Origin of the sequence: Phytohalomonas tamaricis, assembly GCF_003012345.1 — a bacterium.
Lineage (GTDB): Bacteria > Pseudomonadota > Gammaproteobacteria > Pseudomonadales > Halomonadaceae > Phytohalomonas > Phytohalomonas tamaricis.
The window spans coordinates 622,411-643,988 of sequence record NZ_PVRV01000020.1; the positions used below are offsets into that span (position 1 = coordinate 622,411).

Annotated in this window: 20 protein-coding genes; 9 read left to right on the forward strand and 11 right to left on the reverse strand. The window is 54.4% G+C overall.

What is annotated here, in order from left to right:
* Positions 1 to 5: 5 nt before the first annotated feature.
* The 3 genes from C3Z11_RS08295 to purD all read right to left on the reverse strand — a co-directional run bounded on the left by C3Z11_RS08295 (position 6) and on the right by purD (position 2,751).
* A complete protein-coding gene (locus tag C3Z11_RS08295) occupies positions 6 to 347 on the reverse strand; it encodes a histidine triad nucleotide-binding protein (protein ID WP_106477459.1) in 342 nt (113 codons plus the stop codon).
* Positions 348 to 433: 86 nt separating this feature from the next.
* Complete coding sequence (locus tag C3Z11_RS08300) at positions 434 to 1,306, reverse strand: phosphoribulokinase (RefSeq protein WP_106477460.1); 873 nt, start codon at positions 1,304 to 1,306, stop codon at positions 434 to 436.
* A 161-nt stretch (positions 1,307 to 1,467) separates the two neighbouring features.
* Positions 1,468 to 2,751 carry a phosphoribosylamine--glycine ligase gene (gene purD / locus C3Z11_RS08305; protein WP_106477461.1) on the reverse strand — a complete coding sequence of 428 codons (1,284 nt, stop codon included), beginning with the start codon at positions 2,749 to 2,751 and terminating at the stop codon, positions 1,468 to 1,470.
* Positions 2,752 to 3,015: 264 nt separating this feature from the next.
* On the opposite strand from purD, the gene C3Z11_RS08310 reads away from it, so the two are divergent.
* Both C3Z11_RS08310 and C3Z11_RS08315 read left to right on the forward strand, forming a co-directional pair.
* Positions 3,016 to 3,738: a 16S rRNA (uracil(1498)-N(3))-methyltransferase gene (locus C3Z11_RS08310; RefSeq protein WP_106477462.1), complete on the forward strand. Its 723-nt coding sequence runs from the start codon at positions 3,016 to 3,018 to the stop codon at positions 3,736 to 3,738.
* 86 nt (positions 3,739 to 3,824) lie between these two features.
* On the forward strand, positions 3,825 to 4,730 hold the full coding sequence (locus C3Z11_RS08315) for a cation diffusion facilitator family transporter (protein ID WP_106477463.1): 906 nt from the start codon (positions 3,825 to 3,827) through the stop codon (positions 4,728 to 4,730).
* Here C3Z11_RS08315 and C3Z11_RS08320 read toward each other — a convergent pair.
* The 4 genes from C3Z11_RS08320 to C3Z11_RS08335 form a co-directional block, all read right to left on the reverse strand.
* The gene (locus C3Z11_RS08320) at positions 4,702 to 5,196 is read right to left on the reverse strand and encodes an OsmC family protein (protein WP_106477464.1); all 495 of its coding nucleotides are present in this window, start codon (positions 5,194 to 5,196) and stop codon (positions 4,702 to 4,704) included. The two genes, C3Z11_RS08315 and C3Z11_RS08320, sit on opposite strands and share 29 nt — an antisense overlap.
* Positions 5,197 to 5,233: 37 nt before the next feature.
* Complete coding sequence (locus C3Z11_RS08325; RefSeq protein ID WP_262927303.1) at positions 5,234 to 6,352, reverse strand: mechanosensitive ion channel family protein; 1,119 nt, start codon at positions 6,350 to 6,352, stop codon at positions 5,234 to 5,236.
* Positions 6,353 to 6,407: 55 nt separating this feature from the next.
* Positions 6,408 to 7,475: a DUF748 domain-containing protein gene (locus C3Z11_RS08330; protein ID WP_106477465.1), complete on the reverse strand. Its 1,068-nt coding sequence runs from the start codon at positions 7,473 to 7,475 to the stop codon at positions 6,408 to 6,410.
* Positions 7,476 to 7,645: 170 nt separating this feature from the next.
* Complete coding sequence (locus C3Z11_RS08335) at positions 7,646 to 8,119, reverse strand: DUF3429 domain-containing protein (RefSeq protein ID WP_106477466.1); 474 nt, start codon at positions 8,117 to 8,119, stop codon at positions 7,646 to 7,648.
* 414 nt (positions 8,120 to 8,533) lie between these two features.
* Between C3Z11_RS08335 and C3Z11_RS16790 the strand changes: the two genes are divergently transcribed.
* The 7 genes from C3Z11_RS16790 to C3Z11_RS08365 all read left to right on the forward strand — a co-directional run bounded on the left by C3Z11_RS16790 (position 8,534) and on the right by C3Z11_RS08365 (position 14,614).
* The gene (locus C3Z11_RS16790; RefSeq protein WP_158700962.1) at positions 8,534 to 8,671 is read left to right on the forward strand and encodes a hypothetical protein; all 138 of its coding nucleotides are present in this window, start codon (positions 8,534 to 8,536) and stop codon (positions 8,669 to 8,671) included.
* A gap of 106 nt (positions 8,672 to 8,777) precedes the next feature.
* Positions 8,778 to 11,573, forward strand: a complete 2,796-nt coding sequence (locus tag C3Z11_RS08340) for a monovalent cation/H+ antiporter subunit A (protein WP_106477467.1) — start codon at positions 8,778 to 8,780, stop codon at positions 11,571 to 11,573.
* Positions 11,573 to 11,920 carry a Na+/H+ antiporter subunit C gene (locus C3Z11_RS08345; RefSeq protein WP_106477468.1) on the forward strand — a complete coding sequence of 116 codons (348 nt, stop codon included), beginning with the start codon at positions 11,573 to 11,575 and terminating at the stop codon, positions 11,918 to 11,920. The genes C3Z11_RS08340 and C3Z11_RS08345 overlap by 1 nt, the downstream gene beginning before the upstream one ends.
* Positions 11,917 to 13,434, forward strand: a complete 1,518-nt coding sequence (locus tag C3Z11_RS08350) for a monovalent cation/H+ antiporter subunit D (RefSeq protein WP_106477469.1) — start codon at positions 11,917 to 11,919, stop codon at positions 13,432 to 13,434. Before C3Z11_RS08345 ends, C3Z11_RS08350 begins: the two co-directional genes overlap by 4 nt.
* Positions 13,431 to 13,925 (forward strand): Na+/H+ antiporter subunit E, encoded by a 495-nt coding sequence (locus tag C3Z11_RS08355; RefSeq protein ID WP_106477470.1) that lies wholly within the window; start codon positions 13,431 to 13,433, stop codon positions 13,923 to 13,925. The genes C3Z11_RS08350 and C3Z11_RS08355 overlap by 4 nt, the downstream gene beginning before the upstream one ends.
* Positions 13,919 to 14,188, forward strand: coding sequence for a K+/H+ antiporter subunit F (locus C3Z11_RS08360; RefSeq protein WP_106477471.1), 270 nt, complete (start codon positions 13,919 to 13,921; stop codon positions 14,186 to 14,188). The genes C3Z11_RS08355 and C3Z11_RS08360 overlap by 7 nt, the downstream gene beginning before the upstream one ends.
* 48 nt (positions 14,189 to 14,236) lie before the next feature.
* Positions 14,237 to 14,614 (forward strand): Na+/H+ antiporter subunit G, encoded by a 378-nt coding sequence (locus C3Z11_RS08365; protein WP_106477472.1) that lies wholly within the window; start codon positions 14,237 to 14,239, stop codon positions 14,612 to 14,614.
* Positions 14,615 to 14,696: 82 nt separating this feature from the next.
* On the opposite strand, the gene hemH is transcribed toward C3Z11_RS08365, so the two are convergent.
* The 4 genes from hemH to C3Z11_RS08385 form a co-directional block, all read right to left on the reverse strand.
* Entirely contained in the window at positions 14,697 to 15,683 is a 987-nt protein-coding gene (gene hemH / locus C3Z11_RS08370) for a ferrochelatase (RefSeq protein WP_106477473.1), read from the reverse strand.
* A gap of 252 nt (positions 15,684 to 15,935) precedes the next feature.
* A complete protein-coding gene (locus tag C3Z11_RS08375) occupies positions 15,936 to 16,238 on the reverse strand; it encodes a DUF6482 family protein (protein WP_106477474.1) in 303 nt (100 codons plus the stop codon).
* Positions 16,239 to 16,456: 218 nt separating this feature from the next.
* The gene (locus C3Z11_RS08380) at positions 16,457 to 17,434 is read right to left on the reverse strand and encodes a hypothetical protein (RefSeq protein ID WP_106477475.1); all 978 of its coding nucleotides are present in this window, start codon (positions 17,432 to 17,434) and stop codon (positions 16,457 to 16,459) included.
* Positions 17,431 to 21,420: a non-ribosomal peptide synthetase gene (locus C3Z11_RS08385; protein WP_106477476.1), complete on the reverse strand. Its 3,990-nt coding sequence runs from the start codon at positions 21,418 to 21,420 to the stop codon at positions 17,431 to 17,433. The genes C3Z11_RS08380 and C3Z11_RS08385 overlap by 4 nt, the downstream gene beginning before the upstream one ends.
* Positions 21,421 to 21,578: the final 158 nt, after the last annotated feature.

The following is a 21,578-nucleotide window of genomic DNA, read 5'->3' on the forward strand; positions in this document are numbered from 1 at the left end:
GCTTATCAACCGGCGGGCCAGGTAAACTGACGCCCGCCCATTAGATGAAGGTGGATGTGATAAACCGTCTGGCCCCCATGCTCATTACAGTTCATCAATACACGGTAGCCTTCTTCAGCGAATCCTTGCTGCTTGGCGATATTGGCGGCGGTCAGGTGCAACCGGCCGACCAGAGCTAGATCCTCCTCGGTAAGGTCATTGAGCGTTGCGATCGGCTTCTTGGGAATGATCAGGATATGAACCGGCGCCTGCGGATTGATGTCGTTAAATGCCAGCACGTCATCGTCCTCGTAGACGATATCGGCGGGAATCTCACGATTGATGATCTTGGTAAATAATGTCGTCATGACAGTTCCTTGTAATAAAAGAAAAAGCGCTCTTGAGAGTAACGGCTAGCGGATACCACGCCAAGCAGCCTTCTCTCACGAGCCTCTTAGCGGAAACGGCGCTGGGCGAGCAAGGCCTCCACCTTGGGTGCCAGAATCAGCTCGATGGCAAGCGGCATCTTCGCGCCCGGTACCACGAGCGTATGTGGGCGTGCCATGAAGGAGTCCTGAATCATCGCCAGCAGATAAGGAAAATCGATTTTCATCCGGTCACGAAAGCGGATAACGACGAACGATTCTGCATCGGTCGGAATCGCCTGAGGCTCGAAAGGATTGGAGGTATCGACAGTAGGCACGCGCTGAAAATTGATATGCGTACGCGAGAACTGCGGCTGAATATAGCGCACGTAGTCATGCATGCGCCCCAGAATAGTGTCGACAACCGCTTCGTGGGAATAACCCCGCATGTTGATGTCTCGGTCGATTTTCTGAATCCACTCAAGATTCACAGTCGGCGCGACGCCAACCAGCAGATCGACATGCTTGGCAATATCATGTTCGGCAGTGACCAACCCACCATGCAATCCTTCATAGAACAGCAGATCGGTCCCGCTGGGTAACGGGCGCCATTCTGTGAATGTACCCACCCGATAACCCGCCTCCAGCATACGCTTGTCTTCAGCGTGAATATAATGGCGGCATGTGCCTGTGCCATGCTCGCCATATTCAACGAACAGATTCTCCAGCCGGTCGAGCAGGTTAGCCTCAACGGCAAAGTGCGAAAGTTGATGCTTGCGATCGGGTTCTTCACGATGCAGGCGAGCCAGGTCATCACGCGTATAGCGATGGAAGGCATCACCATCCACGAACGCCGCATGCGTAGCCTCACGGGCAAACATCCGTTCAAAGGCCCGACGTACGGTAGTGGTCCCTGCCCCTGACGAACCTGTCACCGCGACAATAGGATATTCGCGCGACATCGGCTTCTCCTGCGTCTCGACCCCTGGGTCATAGGCTTGAGATTATTGACGCGCTGCCGGCAACCTCTACAGCGCGTCGTTGATTGACCCCACGTTAGCCGAGCCGCTAGCGTTGCGCCAACTGATTCAAGCCGCTTTTTGCCCTAAGTGGCAAGGGCTTATCAACCTCGCCCTATCGCACGATGGGCGATATCGCGGCGACAAAATACACCTTCAAACGCAATTTGATCGACACCGCGATAGACCTGCTCGCACGCCTTGGCCACGCTATCGCCAAGCGCAGTAACACAAAGTACGCGTCCACCGCTGGTGATCACACGACCATTTTCGCTTTCGCTGGTACCGGCATGGAACACCTTGCAACCCGTCGTCTCAGCGGCGGCCAAGCCTTCAATCTCATCGCCCTTGCGGTACTCGCCGGGATAGCCTCCCGCCGCCAGCACAACCCCCACCGAAGCGCGGGAGTCCCACTCACATGTCGCCTGATCAAGCCGACCGTCAAGCGCCGCCCGGCATAGCGAGACCAGATTGGACTTCAGGCGTAGCATGATCGGCTGCGTTTCAGGGTCGCCGAAGCGGCAGTTGTACTCGATCACTTTGGGGGCACCGGTGGTGTCGATCATCAAGCCCGCATAGAGAAAGCCTGTATAGGTATTACCTTCCTGAGCCATACCTCGCACCGTAGGCCAGATAACCTCATCCATCACACGCTGATAGACTTCTTCGGTCACCACGGGTGCAGGAGAGTAGGCGCCCATGCCGCCGGTATTGGGGCCGCTGTCGCCCTCACCGACGCGTTTGTGGTCCTGGCTGGTCGCCATCGGCAGCACATGCTCACCATCCACCATGACGATGAAGCTGGCCTCCTCACCGTCGAGGAACTCTTCAATCACGACGCGGGCGCCGGCATCACCGAAAGCGTTACCCGACAGCATATCGCGAATCGCGTCTTCTGCTTCCTGCTCGCTCATCGCCACGACCACACCCTTACCAGCGGCGAGGCCATCAGCCTTGATCACGATCGGCGCGCCCTGTTCGGCCAGATAGGCCAGCGCTGGCTCGACGGCGGTGAAGCTCTTGTACGCAGCGGTAGGAATCGAGTGGCGGGCAAGGAAGTCCTTGGTGAAGGCCTTGGAGCCTTCGAGCTGCGCCGCGGCCGCAGTCGGCCCGAAGACTGCCAGCCCATGTGACTGGAAGCGATCGACAACGCCTGCGACCAGCGGCCCTTCCGGCCCGACGATGGTCAGATCGATCCGCTCATTCTGGGCAAAAGCGACCAACCCATTAATATCGTTGGCGGCCACTGCAGCATTACTCATCTTATGCTCGCGCGCCGTACCGGCATTTCCGGGCGCGACAAAGACATGCTCAACGTCTGAAGACTGTGCGACCTTCCAGGCCAATGCGTGCTCGCGACCACCGCCACCGATAATCAAAACCTTCATTTCTAATCGTCCTGCGCCAGGAGTAAAAAGTCAGTTGCTTATTATTGCAGAAAAGTAAGCTATACAGCGCGTAACGACAAAAAAGCGCAATGCGGACATGCCTTGAAGAAACCCATGTCGATCCCACCAGACTAGACACCGATAATGAATCTGACGGCGCAAAGCGATTGCGCTATCATCCCGCTCCATCATCCTCTCTGTCATCCAGCTTCTTCAGCGTGATGCACTGCGCCTGCACGCGCTTCTGCCGATATTGTCAAAGCCATGAACCTGATACTGCTGTCCGAGCAAGACCTCACCGATGCACATCATGCGTCCATTACCGATCCGCGCCGCCTGCGCCATTTACACGAGGTGCACCGCGCTGCTTTAGGTGATGCATTCACCGTTGGCCTGGAAGGAGGCAATATGGGCCGCGGACAGCTGACACGTCTCGATGCTGACAGAGCCGATTTCGAGCTGCAGCTCGATCTGCCCCCGCCCGCCGCGCTGCCGTTGCATCTTCTGCTCGCCTTGCCCCGGCCACGCATGTTGGCGCGAACGTTGGAAAATATTGCGGCCCTAGGCGTCAAACGTCTTACGTTAATGCATACCCAGCGCGTCGAGAAAAGTTACTGGCAATCACCGGAGCTATCACCCGCCAGCATCCGCGAGCACTTAGTTTTGGGGCTGGAGCAGGCACGCGACACGATCATGCCACACGTCGACTTCGCGACACGATTCAAGCCGTTCATCGAAGATCAGCTGCCCGAGCTGATCCGTGATCGACACGCCCTCCTGGCCCACCCCGGCATGGCGCAGGCCTGCCCTTACGATATATCAGCACAGCAACCGCGGGAAGTAGTGCTGGCGATTGGGCCAGAGGGAGGATTCATTCCTTATGAGGTGGATCATCTGCTAGCAGCCGGCTTTGAAGGTGTTCATCTCGGGGCGCGCATCCTCCGCGTCGAAACTGCCGTAGTGGCGCTGCTGGCACGATTATTCTGAGTATCGGGCTATACGGGAATTGTATTTTTATCTATGCCTGAACATTTCGGCCCATTTCCCCACGCTCTCATGAGCAAGGCGTTTTAATGGCGGTCACTAATGAACAGCGGCTGCTCAAGCAGTCGATTGCAATGATGCTGTTTGTCGCATTCTCGGGCCTTGTTTTTGGCCTTTTCACCAGTTCGCAATCGATTCTATTCGATGGCATCTTTTCGTTGGTCGCTGCGGTCATTAAGGTGATGATGCTGATCACGGCGCGACTGATTGCCAAGGAATCGAGCGTGCGCTTCCAGTTCGGCTTCTGGCATCTTGAACCGATGGTCATTGCCTTTGATGGCGCGCTGATGCTGCTGATTTGCATCTATGCCCTCGCCAACGGCATCTTCGGCTTGATTCATGGTGGCCATCACGTCAACTTCGGTTTCGCCTCGCTGTATGCCGCGATCATCAGCGTGTCCAGCCTGTTTTATTACAACTATCTAAAGCGCCGCAACCGTCAGATCGGTTCAGACATGCTACGCATGGACTGCGTGGGCTGGCTGGCTGATGGCCTATTGACGTTAGGCCTATTTTGCAGCTTTGCTCTGGCCTGGTTACTGACAGGCACCGCCTGGCAACATTGGACGCCATTTCTTGATCCCGCCATTTTAGTGGTTGTAGCGCTAATCATGCTGCCTACCACGGCGAGAATTCTGGCCCCCGCGTTGCGGGACATTCTGCGTATCGTACCCGATGCGCTTGACCAGAAAGTCACTGACGTTATGGATGACATCGTGGCCCGGCGCGGCCTTGGTCATTATCAGTCCTATGTCCAGAAGGAAGGCCGGGCGCGCTTTATCGAGATCCATGTCGTACTTCCACCCGACTACCCGTTGACGCACATCGGCACCCTCGACGAGATACGCCAGGAAATCGCTGATGCGCTAGGCAAGGCCAGCCCGCAGCGCTGGCTGACCATCTCATTTACGGGTGATGAGAAGTGGGCATGCTGATGATTTCCGGCTCGCAGCGCACCGGAAAATTGACCGAGTTAGCCACGAAGCAGAAACGGTGCGCATCTTCATGCAGCGCAAGCGCCTTGTCACGATCCGATTCTGCCGTGATTGAAATACGTGGATGCAATGTAACTTCGCTGAAATAGCCGCTTCCCTTGCGCTCTATCGCCATCATGCCGACTGCTTGGTCGACATAGTCGGTGACGACCACACCTGCATCGGCACATAGATGCAGATACCAAAGCATATGACAGGTCGACAGCGCGCCGACAAACATATCCTCGGCATTATGCAGTGTCGGATCACCCAGGAAGGCAGGGTGAGCAGAGCCGGAAATGACCACCTTGCCATCAACCTGAAGCTCATAATTACGATTATAGGCACGATAGTCGCTCGTGCCCTCCCCCTTGTTACCCGTCCATACTGTCTTGACTGAATACTCGTGCTCTATCCCACTTGCCATCGTGTCATATCCTTTTTGGTGCAGTACTTAACGTTGTTCAGTTCGTTGATAGCGGAGGTGTGCTACCGCTGGCATTATTCTGCTGCGGAGAATTGAACATTTCATTGTCGACATGGAGTACCCGCGCTGGCGCGGCCAGCTTGACCTCTTTCTCCTCGAAGGCGCGCAGCATGGCCAGATTGATGCTCTGCTGAATATCCATGTAAATGTTGTAGTCGGGACTAAGTACGTAGTACACCACTTCGAAGGTGAAGTAGCTCTCGCCAAAGCCGAAGAAGTGAGCACGATCGAAGCGTGTATTCTGCTGCGAAGTGATAATGTTCTTAACCGCACCGCCTATCCACTCAAGCTTGTCAGGCGAGGTGTTGAGCGTGATATTGAAGCCGAACACCACGCGACGCTCGTACATACGTTTGTAATTGCGGATGCGGGTCTTGAGCAGATCGCTGTTAGCGAACACCAGCTGCTCACCACCCAGGCTGCGCAACCGCGTCGTCTTCACGCCAATATTCTCGACCGTGCCCATGTAATCATCGACGATGATGAAATCACCGAGTACGAACGGTTTGTCAATGACGATCGACAGCGAGGCGAGTAAATCACTCAGGGTGCTTTGTACTGCCAGCGCTACAGCGATGCCGCCGATCCCCAATCCAGCGACCAGCGCAGTGATATCGATACCCAGATTGTCGAGCATCAGCAGCGCAATGATGGCCCATAACACCATGCGCCCGACGAAGCCAATTGCGCTCAGACTGGTGGCCGAACTGGCACTGGTCTTCATCGCCTTCTGCTTGGACTGCTCAACGATATAAGCAAGCGCACGATTGAGCCACAGTCCAACCTGAACAAAGGCAACGATGGTCGCCAATTTTGTAATGATACTGTCCAGACGCAAGCTCAGATCGAGATACTGGCAGCCAAACAGGATAGCGAACAACACCACCAGCCACAGCCGTGTGGCACGCAGCCCCTCCACTGCAGAATTGAGCGCCACCGAGTGGGTCAGGCGTGTCAGGTGCTCAAGCCGGTCCAGCCCCTTTTTTTTGAAAACCATTGTGACCACGATGATAACAACGGCGATGCTGACCGCGAAAATCCACTGCGAAAGCGAACTGTCAGCGATAAACGCTTCTAACCGGCCTAACTCACCCATGCGTCCTTTCTCCCTGTTGGAAACTCACCCACTTTCCTGTGGGCTTGATAAGGTATCACTCACCTGATTCGAAGTTGGCTCGATAGGCCTCGATGAATGCATTACGCAGAATCGATCCAAATGCCTGCCATGCACTGATATTTTCCTGGTTCAGGTTGCCTTGGATGTTGATCCGAGTAGCGATTTGATCCTTGCTGTGGTTTTCAAATAACCAGGCCGTTGCGCCGACCAGCGCCTGCCATGTCGCTTCAAGCGCGCCTTTATCGGCATCCTGGTCAAGATCGAATATCTCCACATCATGAAACAGTGGCTTGGCATAGCCATCAAGCTGGCTATTGCGCGCGGAGAGTTCCATAACGAAGTCACCTTCGCCGGATTTGAAGTCGAAGTTGCCGTAGGCACGCGCGAATTCATTCAGGCGTGTCAGATCAAGGTTGGTGGTCTTAAAGTTGAAATCAAAATTCTTCAGTTCACTCAGCGGATCGAAGCTAGCGCTCAGCTCGGTGTGCGCCTGATTGAGCAGTAATCCCTCAAGCGACAGATGGGCGACACGCGAGTTAGATTGATCACCGTCACCGCTGTGCTGCTTCTTGTTACCCAGGTTGGTCACCTGACCATTGATTTCCGACACTTCCAGATCGACCGGAGGCTCGGAGCTGAAGTTGCGAAAATGCACCCGGCCATTATGGATACCGAGACGGTTGATCTGGATCGGCAATAATTGCTTTAGCTGCTCACGCCAGTCGACACCTTCACCAGCCTGATCATCATCATCGCTTTGCGCATCGACAAAGTTGATTTTCGGACTATTGAAATCCACTTCACCTACCAGTGCGCCATCCAGCAGCGCCCCCCAGCTGACCGCAAGATCAATACTATCTGACTGAAAAAGCGGAACGGATACACCATTGTCAGCTTTGGTGATACTCAAATCGGTAATGGTGTAGGCACCACGCCAGAGGTGTAAATCGACATTTTCGACATGGCCTCGGTAATCGCCCATGTCCGCAAGCTGGTCATTAAGGTAGTCCCGCACCAGCCCCGGTAGCATGGCACGCAGGATTACGACTGCAACGATGACAATAGCCACAATGATGAGAGGCCATCCATAGCGTTTCTTCATTGTCTTCTGCCTTGTAAGTACGGGTGATGACTAGCCGAGTATCGATCGATATACACAGCAGGTTTGCTTCACAAAACAGCCACGCACAACTCACTTGCAGAGCTGTTGCGTGGACAGGAGCATCTTACTGCAAGATTAGGAAAACCATTGGAAATAGCCAACCAAACGGCTCACAACATCGATACACGCACGATAATGGCCAGGTGAGCCAATACCACAATAGCCGTTAGCCAGGTGCGCAGGCTTCTATACCAGACCGGCAAAAGCTCAATGCTTTCACGCTGACGCTCGTAAAGGCGCATGAATAGAAAGCCCCCCATCAACACAAGTGTTGCATAGCGTACGTCAAGAAAGAGGGCCGGCCAGGCCAGCAGACTGGGCACCACGCTGATGCCAAGACGTGCATTGAATCCAGGGCTATTGACGCGATCCAGGCTCATCCCTACGCCCCAGTGAATGCCTCCAAGGAAAGAAAGAATCAATGCGCTGTAATAAAGAAACGCCTGGATGAACAGGCCCTGCCAAGGCAGCGGCACAAGAAACGCGCCTGACGCCCCCAATATAAAAGGAACCAGCCCGGCCAGACCGAGGGCATGAGCCACGCCGAAGTGTTTCTCCGACGGCTTGGAATAATGATCGACCATAAGCCCACCCCAGCGCTGAAATGAATGTTTGCCGTATTCAAAAAAATGATGAGGCACCGTTTATACGAGACTAAGTTGAACGCCAATGACTATTACGGCAATGCTTCATCTTGAGCGGATGACGTCATTAGCGCTTGATAACGCCCGCATTTCGCTCCTGAAAAGAACATATGTCGCATATGCCAGTATCAGCTCGGCGGCAAGATGGCGGTTGCCTGCATAGCAGGCCAGCCTCAAGTCCAGTTAAGGCCATCATGCGAGGATGCATCCGCATAATGAACTTATCGTACTGGCCCACCTCAGGTCCACATGGTACATTTCCGGGGTTAACAGGCGATACAACTTAAAACTTTCAATAAGATCACGGACCTACGTGACGCCTTAGCAAGGCGCTCGGGATGCAAGGAGACCCTCATGACAGCAAAAAGCGCGACATTGCTGCGCTGCGGCAACGCCCGCTACTCTGCCAGGGGTAACGCTGATCAGGCCCCACGCTGGATACATGCTCCACGCGCCGTTCGCCGGCCCTATCTGACAGACCCACCTGCCTGAAACAGTATATTTTGCGCCGCTGGGCTTGTTGTACGCGGCTTTACACTGTTTTGTTAGCTACCCTTTGCTGTAGCTTCATCACCTCAACGACAAGAGCGAGTCTTCCATGACCCTGCTGCTGATCGTGTTATTGCCTCTTCTAGGCACGCTTGTGCCTTTGATAGGCATACGCGCAGGACGCACTTATTGCGCATGGTTAACGGCTTTACTGCCGGCCGTTGCCCTTGGCATTACGCTGTATCTGGCCCCGCTGGTATTTTCGGGGAACGTTCCGCAATTCTTTTTGCCATGGATTCCTCAGCTCGATCTCCACCTGGCCTTGCGTCTTGATGGACTATCGCTGTTATTTGTGCTGCTGATCCTCGGTATCGGGCTGCTGATCATTCTCTACGCTCGCTACTACCTTTCCGAGCAAGATTCGATGGGCCGTTTTTATGCCTATCTGATGCTTTTCATGACCTCAATGCTCGGCATCGTCACCTCGAACAATCTATTGCTACTGTGGTTCTTCTGGGAATTGACGAGTCTTTCTTCCTTTCTGCTGATCGGTTTCTGGTCTCATCAGAGCGATGCGCGCAAGGGTGCGCGTATGGCGTTGACTGTCACCGGTGCAGGCGGGCTTTCGCTGCTGGCAGGGTTCCTGCTGCTCGGCCAGATTGTCGGCACCATGGATCTTTCGGTTGTTCTGCAAAGCGGGGATCAGGTCCGAAGCAGCCCGTACTATCTCTATGCCCTAGTACTTATTCTGCTCGGCGCCTTCACTAAATCCGCGCAGTTCCCATTTCAGTTCTGGCTACCCAAAGCCATGGCTGCGCCAACGCCTGTGTCGGCCTATCTGCACTCTGCCACCATGGTGAAGGCAGGCGTCTTTCTGCTGGCGCGCATGTTTCCGGTACTCGCTGGCACCGATCTCTGGTTCTATTTTGTGGCGCTTACCGGACTGGTAACGCTGCTCTACGGCGCCTACTTCGCGCTGCTCAAGCAGGATCTGAAGGGTGTGCTGGCATTTTCGACGATCAGTCACCTAGGCCTGATCACCATGCTGTTCGGCCTGAACTCACCCATGGCGGCCGTTGCCGGCGTGTTTCATATCATCAACCATGCAACCTTTAAGGCATCGTTGTTCATGGCAGCGGGCATCGTTGACCATGAATGTGGCACACGTGACATCCGCAAGTTGAACGGTCTTTGGCGTTACATGCCCTACACTACGGCGCTGGCTACCATCGCGGCGGCATCAATGGCCGGGGTGCCGTTGCTCAACGGCTTTTTGTCCAAGGAAATGTTCCTGTCCGAAAGTCTCGATGCCCATATGCTCGGTGGGCTATCGTGGCTGATCCCAGCGCTGGCCACTCTGGGAAGCGTGCTTTCAGCAGCCTACTCGCTGCGCTTCATTCACGACGTATTCTTCAATGGCGAACCCAAAAACCTGCCGAAGAAGCCACATGAACCGCCGCGCTACATGCGTCTGCCCATAGAGATATTGATTCTGTTATGCATTGTCGTTGGACTCTTTCCCTCGAGCACCGTAAGCGGGTTGTTGAATGCGGCAGTTACTGCGGTTGTGCCTGCTGGATATGAGCCAGAAATCGATTTGGCCATCTGGCATGGCTTTAACCTACCGCTATTGATGAGCGCCATCGCCTTAGGTGGTGGAATATTGGTCTATGCGCTGCGTCACTATATTTATAACTTTCATCGCCAGTTTCGTTCACAAGATCCCAACGTCATCTTCGAAGCGTCCACACAGGCAATCGTTCGCGTGGCGCAACAGGCAATCGATCGATTCGAGAATGGCTCACTACAACGCTACATGTTCTGGCTACTGCTCACCGCGCTGGGATTCTCCGCCTATGGGCTGATTGAATCGCCACGCCTGAGCGGTAACCTGCCCGCTCAATCAATTGACTGGGCGGTTGCTGTCGGCGCTGGAATGCTGTGCCTTTCAGGTCTGGCAACGGTATTTTTCCATCGCCGCCGTCTGATTTCGCTGATCATGCTCTCGGTGGTCGGTATGCTGGTATCACTCGCCTTTGCCCGTTTCTCGGCACCTGATCTGGCGCTTACGCAACTGGCCGTTGAAGTCGTCACCATGATCCTGCTGATGCTGGCGCTGTTCTTTCTACCGCAGAAAACACCCAAGGAATCGAGCGGCAGACGCATCATGCGTGATGTTCTACTAGCCGGCGCCTTTGGCGGTGTCGTGGCCAGCCTCAACTATGCGGTGCTGACACGCCCACTCCAGAGCATCTCATCGTTTTTTCTCGAAAACAGCGTGCCCGGTGGCGGTGGTCATAATGTGGTCAACGTCATTCTTGTCGACTTTCGTGGCTTCGATACCCTCGGTGAAATTACCGTGCTTGGAATCGCGGGCCTTGCGATATTCAAGCTGCTTAACCGCTTGAAGCTGTTCATGCCCTCCAGCGATATGGAAGGCCGGCCCTGGTCACCTGAGCGTTTCCCGGCCATTCTGGCCTCAATGGCGCAATCCCTGTTGCCATTGGCATTGCTCGTGTCGGTATTTATCTTCCTACGGGGTCACAACCTGCCGGGCGGCGGTTTTATTGCCGGACTCGTGGCTGCGGCAACGTTGATCCTTTTATACATGGCGCGCGGCGTGGAATGGGCGCAACAGCGTCTGGATTTCCAGTTCCAGCCGATTGCTGTAGCAGGCGTACTGATCGCGACATTGACCGGGCTAGGCAGTTGGGTGTTTGGTTACCCTTTCCTGACGTCTGCCTTCGGGCACTTCCATATCCCGTTGATTGGCGACGTGGAGCTGGCCACAGCCTTGCTGTTTGATCTGGGCGTATATTTGACCGTTGTCGGCGCCACGCTGATGATCCTTGCCAACTTGGGCAAGGTTACTACGCCCCACCGTCCGTCCAAGGAGAAACGCTGATGGAAGCGCTCTATGCGGCTACTACCGGTATTTTGACGGCCTGCGGCGTCTATCTGATTCTACGAGGTCGGACTTTCCCTATCGTCGTCGGGCTGACCATGCTTTCTTATGCAGCCAACCTGTTCCTGTTTTCCATGGGTGGCTTGAGAACAGCGTATACCACGATAATCGGGGCCAACATGCCTTATGCCGATCCCCTGCCGCAGGCATTGGTGTTAACGGCTATTGTCATTGGATTTGCGATGACCGCCTTCGTGGTCATTCTCGCCATGCGGGCACGCGGTGATCTAGGCAGCGACCATGCCGATGGACAGCGCAGCGATGAACCCAGGGAGGAAAAGCAGTGAGTCAACATCTGCTCATCTTCCCGATCATCCTGCCCTTGGTCGCCGGCCTGCTGTTACTGTGGCAACGCCAAGGCGCCGTACTAGTCAAGCGTGTTGTCGGTATCAGCGCTACGACCTTACTGGTTATTGTGGGTATTGCGATGGTCATCACTGCCGACGATGACACTATTCGCTACTATGCGCTGGGTAATTGGCAGCCACCGTTTGGCATCATTCTTGTGCTTGATCGTCTCTCGGCCATCATGGTGCTGACTACGGCCTTGCTTGCCCTGGCCTCGGTCATCTATGCCAGCGCCGGCCAGGATGAGGAAGGCTCGAACTTTCACGGTCTGTTCCAGCTTCAGCTGATGGGCATAAACGGCGCCTTCATGACGGGTGACTTGTTCAACCTGTTCGTTTTCTTCGAAGTCCTGTTGATCGCCTCTTATGCATTGCTCATGCATGGTGGCGGCAAGGGTCGGACACAAGCGGGCGTACATTATGTCGTGCTTAATGTCGCCGGCTCGTCCTTGTTCCTGTTCGGTCTGGGCGTGCTTTACGGCACGCTTGGCTCGCTCAACATGGCGGATATGGCAGTACGCGTTCAATATCTGGATGCCACTCAAGCCGGGCTGACCCTGGCCGGCGCGCTTTTGCTGTTGACCGTGTTTATGCTCAAGGCGGCGATGCTGCCGATGTATTTCTGGCTACCTCGTGCCTATGCTGCCGCGCCTGCTGCCGTGGCCGCTCTGTTTACGGTGATGACCAAGGTCGGCATCTACGCGATCCTGCGTGTCTTCACCCTCATTTTTGGCGAAAAGGCCAACCATCTAGCTAATATCTCGCTACCTTGGCTGTGGTGGGGCGGGTTGGCCACTCTGGTTCTGGCCGGCATTGGTGTTCTCTCAGCGCGCGATCTACGTACACAGGTCTGCTACATGATCCTGATTTCGGTAGGCACCCTACTGATTGCGCTAGGCATGCATCATGAAAGCAGTATCGCCGCCCTGCTCTACTACACCATTCATACCACGCTCATCACCGGCGGGCTGTTTCTGCTGGCCGATGTGATCGATGATCAGCGTGGCAAGGCCGGTGCACGCATCGTCAAGAGCCGCCCAGTATTGCAGCCGACCCGCCTCGGGCTTTTGTATTTCATCGGCATGATCAGTGTGATTGGCCTTCCCCCTCTCTCCGGGGCTATTGGCAAGGCGCTTATCTTGCTATCTGCCGAAGCCAGCGAACGGGCCTGGCTGTGGCCGACGCTGCTCATATCCAGCCTATGCGGGATCGTGGCCGCGGCACGCGCCGGCTCGACTGTATTCTGGCACACCAGTGCAGGCGAGCCGAGCGGTACACCGATGGGCAAGTTGCGCAGCATCGGCGTATACAGCCTGATCGGCAGCTCTATCGTACTGACCGTGTTTGCAGGCCCGTTGACAGCCTATACCCAGGCGGCAGCGGAGCAGCTGCTCTCTCCTGAGCGCTATATCCAGTCGATCCTTATACGTGATACCGAGGGAGACGCCCTATGATCCCAGCGACCCGATGGGTACCCACGCCGCTGCTCTCCCTGCTTTTGGCAGCGATATGGATTCTGGTGACCTCCCTGAGCCCGGGCAATATCCTGCTTGGCGTTGTGCTCGGCCTCATCATTCCCAAGCTGACACAGCAATTCTGGGATAAACAGCCGGATGTCAAACGGCCATGGCTCGCCATAAAGTACATATTCGTCCTGTTCATCGATATCATCGTGGCCAACTTTGAGGTATCGAGAGTTATCCTGGCGATACGTCGTAAACCTCAGCCGGCATTTATCGTTTATCCGTTATCGATGTCAGAGACGTTTCCGATCACTGTCCTGGCCAATACTATCTCGTTGACGCCGGGCACTCTTTCGGCACATCTGCGTTTGCATGACGGTACCCTGTTGATCCATGCACTCGACGTCGACGATATCGACGGCATGATCCGCCATATTCATGAACGCTATGAACTCCCGTTAAAGGAGATATTCGGATGCTAGACGTCGCTATCCGGATCAGCACCGGACTTTTCATGCTGGCGCTGATTTTCAATCTCTATCGCGTCCTGGCAGGCCCATCAATGCCGGACCGTATCGCCGCCCTAGATACCATGTATGTCAACAGTATCGGGTTGATTATCATCTTCGGCATCTGGCTGAATTCGAAGCTTTATTTCGAAGCCGCCCTGCTTATTGCCATGCTGGGATTTATCAGTACCGTCGCGGTATGCAAGTATCTGCTGCGCGGCGATATCATCGAGTAACCACCAATGAACACATCATGCATAAGCGCCGTTGCCTAGGAGGCCTTCATGCCGGAATTACATGTGATATGGGAGGCAGTGATCTCGTTGCTTTTGATCACAGCAGGAGTTCTTTCCCTGATCGGTGCCTTGGGCCTATTGCGTTTCAAGGATTTTTACATGCGTCTTCATGGGCCAACTAAAAGCTCGACGCTAGGCGTCGGCTGTACGTTGATTGCCTCGGTCGCTTATTTCTGGCTGCAGGAAGGTACACCAAGTGCTCAAGAGATGCTGATCACGCTGTTTCTAATTATCACCGCTCCGGTCAGTGCTCACTTGTTAGCCATGAGTGCGCTACATCATAAGCTGCCACTTTATGAACGGACTCAAGGTGAGCCAGTAGAACTTAAAACAAAAGAGAAACCGCAGGATAGCGAACGAACGTGATCCACATTACATTCACTGTCTAGAAAGAAAGGGGCTCGAACATTACTGTTCAGGCCCCTTTCTTTTATGGCTTGACCGCTGTTTACCACCCTTCGGTATGGTGAACAATAAGCGACTCAAAGAGAGCAATATGATCGTCACGATCATTGAGCGACTCAATAAAGCTGTACTCCTTACCGCCGGCATTGATGAAATTGTCGCGGTTCTCGACGGCAATCTCCTCCAGCGTCTCAAGGCAGTCAGCCGAGAATGCGGGGCTCATCACGTCAACACGCTCACGGCCTTGCTTACCCCAGGCCATCAGGGTTTCATCCGTGTAAGGCTTTAACCACTCCTCACGACCGAAGCGCGACTGGTAGCTCATCGTCCATTCATCATCGGCAAGCCCCAGCTTTTCAGCCACCAGGCGACTGGTTCTTTCGCAATGTTTGGGATACGGATCACCCTCTTCGGCATAGCGCTTGGGAATACCATGGTAAGACATCAATAGATGGCCGCGCTTACCTTCGCGTTCCCAGTGTTCCTCAACACTTGAAGCCAGTGCGGCAATATATCCCGGATGATCATGGTAATCGCGGATGAAACGCATCTCAGGAAGATGCGGACAGTCCTTGAGCGCCTTGGCAAGACGATCAAAGACCGATGCCGTGGTCGAGCGGGAGTATTGCGGATAAAGCGGGAAGACAAGAATACGTTCTACCCCGGCACGGCGAAATGCCATCCCCGCCTCCTCCATGGTGGGCTTTCCGTAGGTCATCGCCAGTTCGACAGGTACATCGGTACCAAAGCGTTCATCGAGACGTGCTTTTAACGCTCTTTGCTGACGGCGCCCGATTGCTAATAGTGGCGATCCCTCATCCTGCCAAACGGATGCATAGGCATGTGCCACGCGTTTAGGCCGGGTACGCAATACGATACCGTTAAGAATCAACCACCAGAGCGGACGGGAAACATCAATAACACGCCTATCCCATAGAAATTCGGCGAGATAACGCCTAACCGCAGCGGGTGTGGGAGATTCTGGCGTACCCAGATTGACAAGCATTACACCGAAACGGGGCGAGGACATGATAAGACTCCTTACTTCTGATAATTAAAGTCTATCAGAGCGCCGTGAAATATGGGTCATGAAAATATCCTATCCTCAAGATTTGCACAAACTTTGTACAAGTTGCGAATAAGAATATGGTGAGGCTAAAAACTGACGCGAGGTGTTAAGCAGAGATTATAAATAGATAACAGGAAGGGAGGATAAACAAGATTATTGTGATTAAACCGAAACCACGTGAGGGGCGTGAAAATGCCCCTCATGAATACTTGTTCAGAAAGCAAGCGGGACGGTGGCAGTCATTGCACCATGGTAATGCGCGTCATAGCCATGAACATAATCCTTACCGCCACGCTGAACTAGAAAAGCCTGGCGGATGCCAATGTGACGCAGTTCATCGTAGACAGCATCCAACGACCGAAAAAGCTGGGGCTTGCCACAGCGCTTAAGCAACCAGCGCTCACCTTCGCCTTGCTGATACTCAACCTGATAAAGCTGACTGTCATTGTGACGAATGACACGCACCTCGGCGTCTTTCTTTTGACTGGCAGCCTGTTGTAACTGTTGTAAATTCACTGACCCTCCTTGGGGATGTGATTCGATATTGTCTGATTTTTTGATGTGTCGCCTAGCTTGCCTCAACATCGTGACCATTTGGTTTCACTCGCCACTTATCGATCCAGGCCACACGCGCCCTCGCCCTCCTGGCGATGGGTACGCTATGGTCAGCACCTTTCTTTTGCGAAGGATGTTCAGCCAACCATGTATATGACGTCACGGACGTCCAATAATATTTACTCTAAAGCAGCGCAGGCACGAATTCTTTTCCTTGCTGCCTCCGGCAGCAAGCTTTCAATCCGCTTACGCTGTGTCGCTCCCAAGATAGCCGCTCTTCTGCCGATTTCATCAAGCCATTCCTGGTCCTCATAAACCGACGCTGGCACATTGAGGTTACGTTCCAGATTACCGAGATAAAGGCAGGCATCAAAAGCATCACCTGCCTTTATCCGCGCTTCCGGCTGCGTTGCAAACGGGGGGATAAATTCGCGATCGGCAAGCTCTGTACTATCAAGCCATGTTATGGAAGGTATAGGCCAAGCAGCTTGTTCAGTTGAAGTCAGGAAGTCAGCCTTTGCCATGAAATAAGGCCAGATGACCCTGAGGATATCGCCATGATGCTCAATGAGCTGCGCACCGAGTGGAGCGGCCGGTCCGTTGGCTGACATCATCGCCGGATTCCCGTGTTTGAGCAGGTGCGTTACACCGAAAACAAGCAGGGCTCGTCGCTTACGAGCCAGCACTTCCTTTTCAACGACGATTCGATAATGCTCATCGCGGCGCTGATGCAGACGCTTCCACTCTGTAAATGTCAGGCTACGCCAATCACACGCCTCCTCACCAAGAATGACGCGCAGACGCCGAGATGGTGGAAGGTGAGCATTGATCTCCCTTATGCGCTGAAAGAAGCGGGCATAAACCTCAGGGCTCCAGAGCATGAAATGTAGTGTGTCGCGCCACACACGGCAGAGAATATCTATATCGACATCCTCTCCCGCCACGTAACGGTCGACGAGCGCCTGATGACGGGCATTGCCGAACTCAACAACGATATCGTTGCAGCACGTTTCAAACCCCGGCGAGGCAATCATCTCGATGATGAAATCCAGCGAACGCGCGCACCAATGTATTTCTCCCACGCCTACCAGTGGCACTTGTGTAAATGCGTACCTAATACCCTCTACAGGCGGCTGGGGTGAAAGCGGGCGCGTCATATCGTGACTGGCTCATGCGTTTTAAGTGCTTTTTCCAAATATGTCCCAATAGGCTTAACATTTTCCGGTTGCAGCATGGTGGGATGATCGCAGTCGATATCGACATTGATAAGGCGCCCATTGATATAGGGATGCCAGGCATCACGTGTCAACCAAGTTTCCGCTCGTGGTCTCGCCGCGCTGAAAAACAGCACATCACCTTCAAACAATCGATGATGAGAGTCACGCACCAAGCGGCTATTGTTGATCACCACATCAACTAATGCATCAAGCGTCTGTTGTGGCAGACTCGCCATCGCATGCGCTTCATTTTTCAGCAGCTCAATCACCTCCTGCCGTGTCAGGCCGGCATCTTCATGCTGACCGAAACCGGCAATGCGCAGCAGTGCGGTAAGCGCTTGTGCTTCACCCGGTGGCGCCATATCCCGCCATAAATCGCTCGGATACGCATCCAGTAAGGCAAGCATGCCGACCTTTTCACCTGATTCCTGCAGCAGTGCAGCGACAGTATGCGCAATCATCCCGCCCACCGACCAGCCCAGTAGATAATACGGGCCTTGCGGCTGTACGCAGCGTATCTGCTCAAGGTAATCGCGCGCCATATCATCCATTGTCTGAGGAAGCGCTGCACCGCTCTGCTGGGTCGTTTTCAAACCTCGCGCCTGTACGCCGTAGATGCCGTATTCGACAGGAATAAAACGCGTCAGCCCGCTGTAACACCAGCTCAGCCCACCAGCAGGATGGATGCAAAAGATATAGGGATTGTGCGACGCCGCGGTGCGTAAAGGCAGCAGCACATCGAGCGCATCATCAATCTGAGCCGTATCGCCTACTGCGGCAAGCTGCGCAACACTGGGTGCCTCAAATAGCGTGGCGATCGACACTTCCCAGCCTAGCCGATCACGTATCTGCCGAGCCAGTTGCACGGCCAACAATGAATGGCCACCCAGGTCAAAGAAATTATCGTGGATACCCACACGCTCAAGGCCCAGCGCCGCGCTGAAAAGCTCGCATAAGATCTGCTCTTGCGGTGTTTGTGGGCGGTCCTCACCTGTAGCGGCAAGCATAGGCGCAGGGAGAGCCTTGCGATCAAGTTTGCCATTGGCCGTCAATGGCAGCGCGTCAAGGAACACGATATGGCTCGGCACCATATAGGTTGGCAACTGACGTGCCAGATGTTGTCTGAGCGCTTCTTTATCGACCTTATCATTCACCACGGCATAAGCGACAAGCGTCGCATCAACCTGATCGCTGCTGTAGACACTGACAACGCCCTTGGCGATCGCGGGATATTCGACAAGCACCGCTTCGATCTCGTCAAGTTCGATGCGCAAGCCGCGCAGCTTGACTTGATGGTCGATGCGACCAACATAGTCGATGGTGCCATCTTCATTCCAGCACGCCAGGTCACCGCTGCGGTACATGCGTTCACCCGCAGCAAAAGGATTGGCGACGAAACGCTCAGCGGTCAAATCGGGGCGACCGATATATTCACGCGCCAGATTGCGGCCTGCGATATAAAGCTCACCGATACTACCGACCGGCATAGGGCGTAGCGTGTCGTCGAGAATATGAATCTGCGTGTTCCAGATGGGACGGCCAATAGGCACCGTTGTCCGTGTCTCATTCTGCGTACAAGGCCAATAGGTTACGTCAACTGCCGCCTCCGTAGGGCCATACAAGTTATGCAGTTCAGCATTCAGCTTGGCAAAAAAGCGCTCCTGCAGCTCCTTGCTCAGTGCCTCTCCACTGACAAATACACGCCGGAGCCCTCCCATGGCAGCCGCGGTAACGTCATCAATCTCATCAAGAAAAGCGCGCAGCATCGATGGGACAAAATGCAGCGTGGTAATGCCCTCACGAATGATGAGTTCACTAAGATAACGAGGATCCTTGTGCCCTTCTGGCCGTGCCATGACCAGCGTGGCGCCGCTGATCAACGGCCAGAAGAATTCCCATACCGAAACATCAAAACCGGCAGGCGTTTTCTGAAGGACACGGTCGCCAGCCTGCAGTCCGTATTCACCCTGCATCCACAGCAGGCGATTGACGATTGCACGATGCTCGACCAATACCCCCTTGGGTTTGCCGGTCGAACCGGAGGTAAAAATCAAGTAGGCCGGATCACCAGCGTTGCGTCCAGAGCCGTCCAGATTGTCGCCAGAAAGCGTCTCAAGTGTCGTTGCCGTCTCTTCACTATCGATTATCACCTTTACCGTAGCCGTATTGTCATCGGTCGGCAGCATCTCAAGCTGGGACGAATGTGCGACAATTACGGCGGGACGAGCCTGCTCAATCATGTAAGCGAGCCGCTCCTTGGGATAATCACTGGCAAGCGGCATGTAGGCACCGCCGGCCTTGTGCACTGCCAGTAATGCGATCTCAAGCGCCAAGGAGCGTGGCACGGCAATGCCCACAATATCACCATGCTCGACACCGGCCGCCATCAGAAGCCTGGCGAGGCGATTGGCCTGCGCGTTAAGCTCAGCGTAGTCAAGCGAGGTGTTAGCAAATACAAGCGCGCACTGCTTGGGTGTGTGTGCCACTTGACGCTCAAAAAGCGTAGCTAGGTCGGTATCTTCAACCTTCTGAGCCGTCGCGTTCCAGTCTTCAAGAAGCTGTTTCTCTTTCGGCATGAGCACATCAAGCGTACCGATACCAGGCGCTGTATCCGTGCCGTTTTCCGCAGCACTTCTACCATCAGTAACGTTGCAGGTACTTGAACTGAATAGCCCTAGCCAGTGGATGAGACGTTCCAGATGCCATTGGGTACGTTCAAGGCTATAAAGAGACGGATTGGATTCCAGCGCGATATGCAGCTCACCACTGTCACTGCCGAGATAGAGACTAAACGTCATGTCGTCCACCGGACCGGTGGCGAGATGGTGCGTATGCGTTTCACAGCCCTCCCACAGGTGCGGCTGTGTATAGGGCAGAATATTAACATGGGGACCAAACAGCGGCCGATTGGGAAGACGGCGTTGCAGATCACGCTGCAGCCATTCGTAACGGTAGCGTTGATGGCGGCGGACGTCACGCATTTCGCGTTTGGTTGCCTCAACCCACTCGCCAGCACCATGTTCATGCGTCAGCGGCAGGCGAAAGGGCAGAACATTGACCTGGGTCGCGGGTGTACGTAGCGCCACTGGCAGCATGCGTCCCATCATCGGCAGCCCCAGGGTAACGTTATCCTTGCCGGTCATACGGCATAAATAAGCACCGATAGCGGCCAGCAATAACTCGGGCAGACTCGCCTTGCAGGCTTGAGCAGCACGTGTGAGCGCAATGACCTGCGCACTCGGCAGCGTCTCTTGCCGCTTGTGAGCGAAGGCACTGGCCATCGCAAAGCGTCCTGCCAGGCTGACAGGTTCAGGGTCGCTTGAGAAACGTTCACGCCAAAAGCACTGATCCTTGCCGAGCTGTTCGCTTTCAAGATAGGTCGTCGTTTCTACAACAAGCTGTTCAAGACTACCGAACCAGGCCGGTTTAGGCATTCGCTGCTGGGACAGAGCGGCGTAAATTTCTGCCACACGCTGCTGCAACAGACCATAACTGTAAGCATCAGCGGCAATGTGATGGATACTCGAGAACCAGAGAACATGCCCATCGCCAAGTACAAGCAAGGCCTGCTTGAACAACGGTCCTTCAGTGAAGTTGACAGAGCGCTTCAGCGTCTCGTTCATCCAGCGCCAAGCCTCGGCCCGTGGCTCTACTACAGTACTGAAATCAAGCTGACCAAGCGTCCACTCTTGAGGCGCATGCGGATATTGGCAAGGCCCCTCTTCGCCGTCATGAATACGTACATGTAACGACTCGCTCTCATTGACTGCCTGACGAATAGCGGCGGCCAACAGATCAAGCGCTACATGGCCATGAATTTCGAGGCATTGTCCTGTGTTGTACGCAGCATGTGCTACATCGAGCTGCTGAGCGTACCAGATCCCCGCCTGGCCACCCGTCAACGGCAGCGTCTTGCCTATTTCCATGTCATTTCTCCCTGGCGTGGTCGCGGCCGAAGCGGTAACGGCTAAGTCGAGACATTTCTACCGCACTGCGGTAAAGCTGTTGTGCTCACACATCACGCTTGGCTGAAGCGCGAAGCAACAAGAACTTAAATGATAATAGTTATCAATGTCAACGCGCA

Bases quoted from the DNA above. Each gene is read 5' to 3' on its own strand.
- C3Z11_RS08295 (WP_106477459.1), bottom strand. From the start codon at position 347: ATGACGACATTATTTACCAAGATCATCAATCGTGAGATTCCCGCCGAT.
- C3Z11_RS08300 (WP_106477460.1), bottom strand. From the start codon at position 1,306: ATGTCGCGCGAATATCCTATTGTCGCGGTGACAGGTTCGTCAGGGGCA.
- purD (WP_106477461.1), bottom strand. From the start codon at position 2,751: ATGAAGGTTTTGATTATCGGTGGCGGTGGTCGCGAGCACGCATTGGCC.
- C3Z11_RS08310 (WP_106477462.1), top strand. From the start codon at position 3,016: ATGAACCTGATACTGCTGTCCGAGCAAGACCTCACCGATGCACATCAT.
- C3Z11_RS08315 (WP_106477463.1), top strand. From the start codon at position 3,825: ATGGCGGTCACTAATGAACAGCGGCTGCTCAAGCAGTCGATTGCAATG.
- C3Z11_RS08320 (WP_106477464.1), bottom strand. From the start codon at position 5,196: ATGGCAAGTGGGATAGAGCACGAGTATTCAGTCAAGACAGTATGGACG.
- C3Z11_RS08325 (WP_262927303.1), bottom strand. From the start codon at position 6,352: ATGGGTGAGTTAGGCCGGTTAGAAGCGTTTATCGCTGACAGTTCGCTT.
- C3Z11_RS08330 (WP_106477465.1), bottom strand. From the start codon at position 7,475: ATGAAGAAACGCTATGGATGGCCTCTCATCATTGTGGCTATTGTCATC.
- C3Z11_RS08335 (WP_106477466.1), bottom strand. From the start codon at position 8,119: ATGGTCGATCATTATTCCAAGCCGTCGGAGAAACACTTCGGCGTGGCT.
- C3Z11_RS16790 (WP_158700962.1), top strand. From the start codon at position 8,534: ATGACAGCAAAAAGCGCGACATTGCTGCGCTGCGGCAACGCCCGCTAC.
- C3Z11_RS08340 (WP_106477467.1), top strand. From the start codon at position 8,778: ATGACCCTGCTGCTGATCGTGTTATTGCCTCTTCTAGGCACGCTTGTG.
- C3Z11_RS08345 (WP_106477468.1), top strand. From the start codon at position 11,573: ATGGAAGCGCTCTATGCGGCTACTACCGGTATTTTGACGGCCTGCGGC.
- C3Z11_RS08355 (WP_106477470.1), top strand. From the start codon at position 13,431: ATGATCCCAGCGACCCGATGGGTACCCACGCCGCTGCTCTCCCTGCTT.
- C3Z11_RS08360 (WP_106477471.1), top strand. From the start codon at position 13,919: ATGCTAGACGTCGCTATCCGGATCAGCACCGGACTTTTCATGCTGGCG.
- C3Z11_RS08365 (WP_106477472.1), top strand. From the start codon at position 14,237: ATGCCGGAATTACATGTGATATGGGAGGCAGTGATCTCGTTGCTTTTG.
- hemH (WP_106477473.1), bottom strand. From the start codon at position 15,683: ATGTCCTCGCCCCGTTTCGGTGTAATGCTTGTCAATCTGGGTACGCCA.
- C3Z11_RS08380 (WP_106477475.1), bottom strand. From the start codon at position 17,434: ATGACGCGCCCGCTTTCACCCCAGCCGCCTGTAGAGGGTATTAGGTAC.
- C3Z11_RS08385 (WP_106477476.1), bottom strand. From the start codon at position 21,420: ATGGAAATAGGCAAGACGCTGCCGTTGACGGGTGGCCAGGCGGGGATC.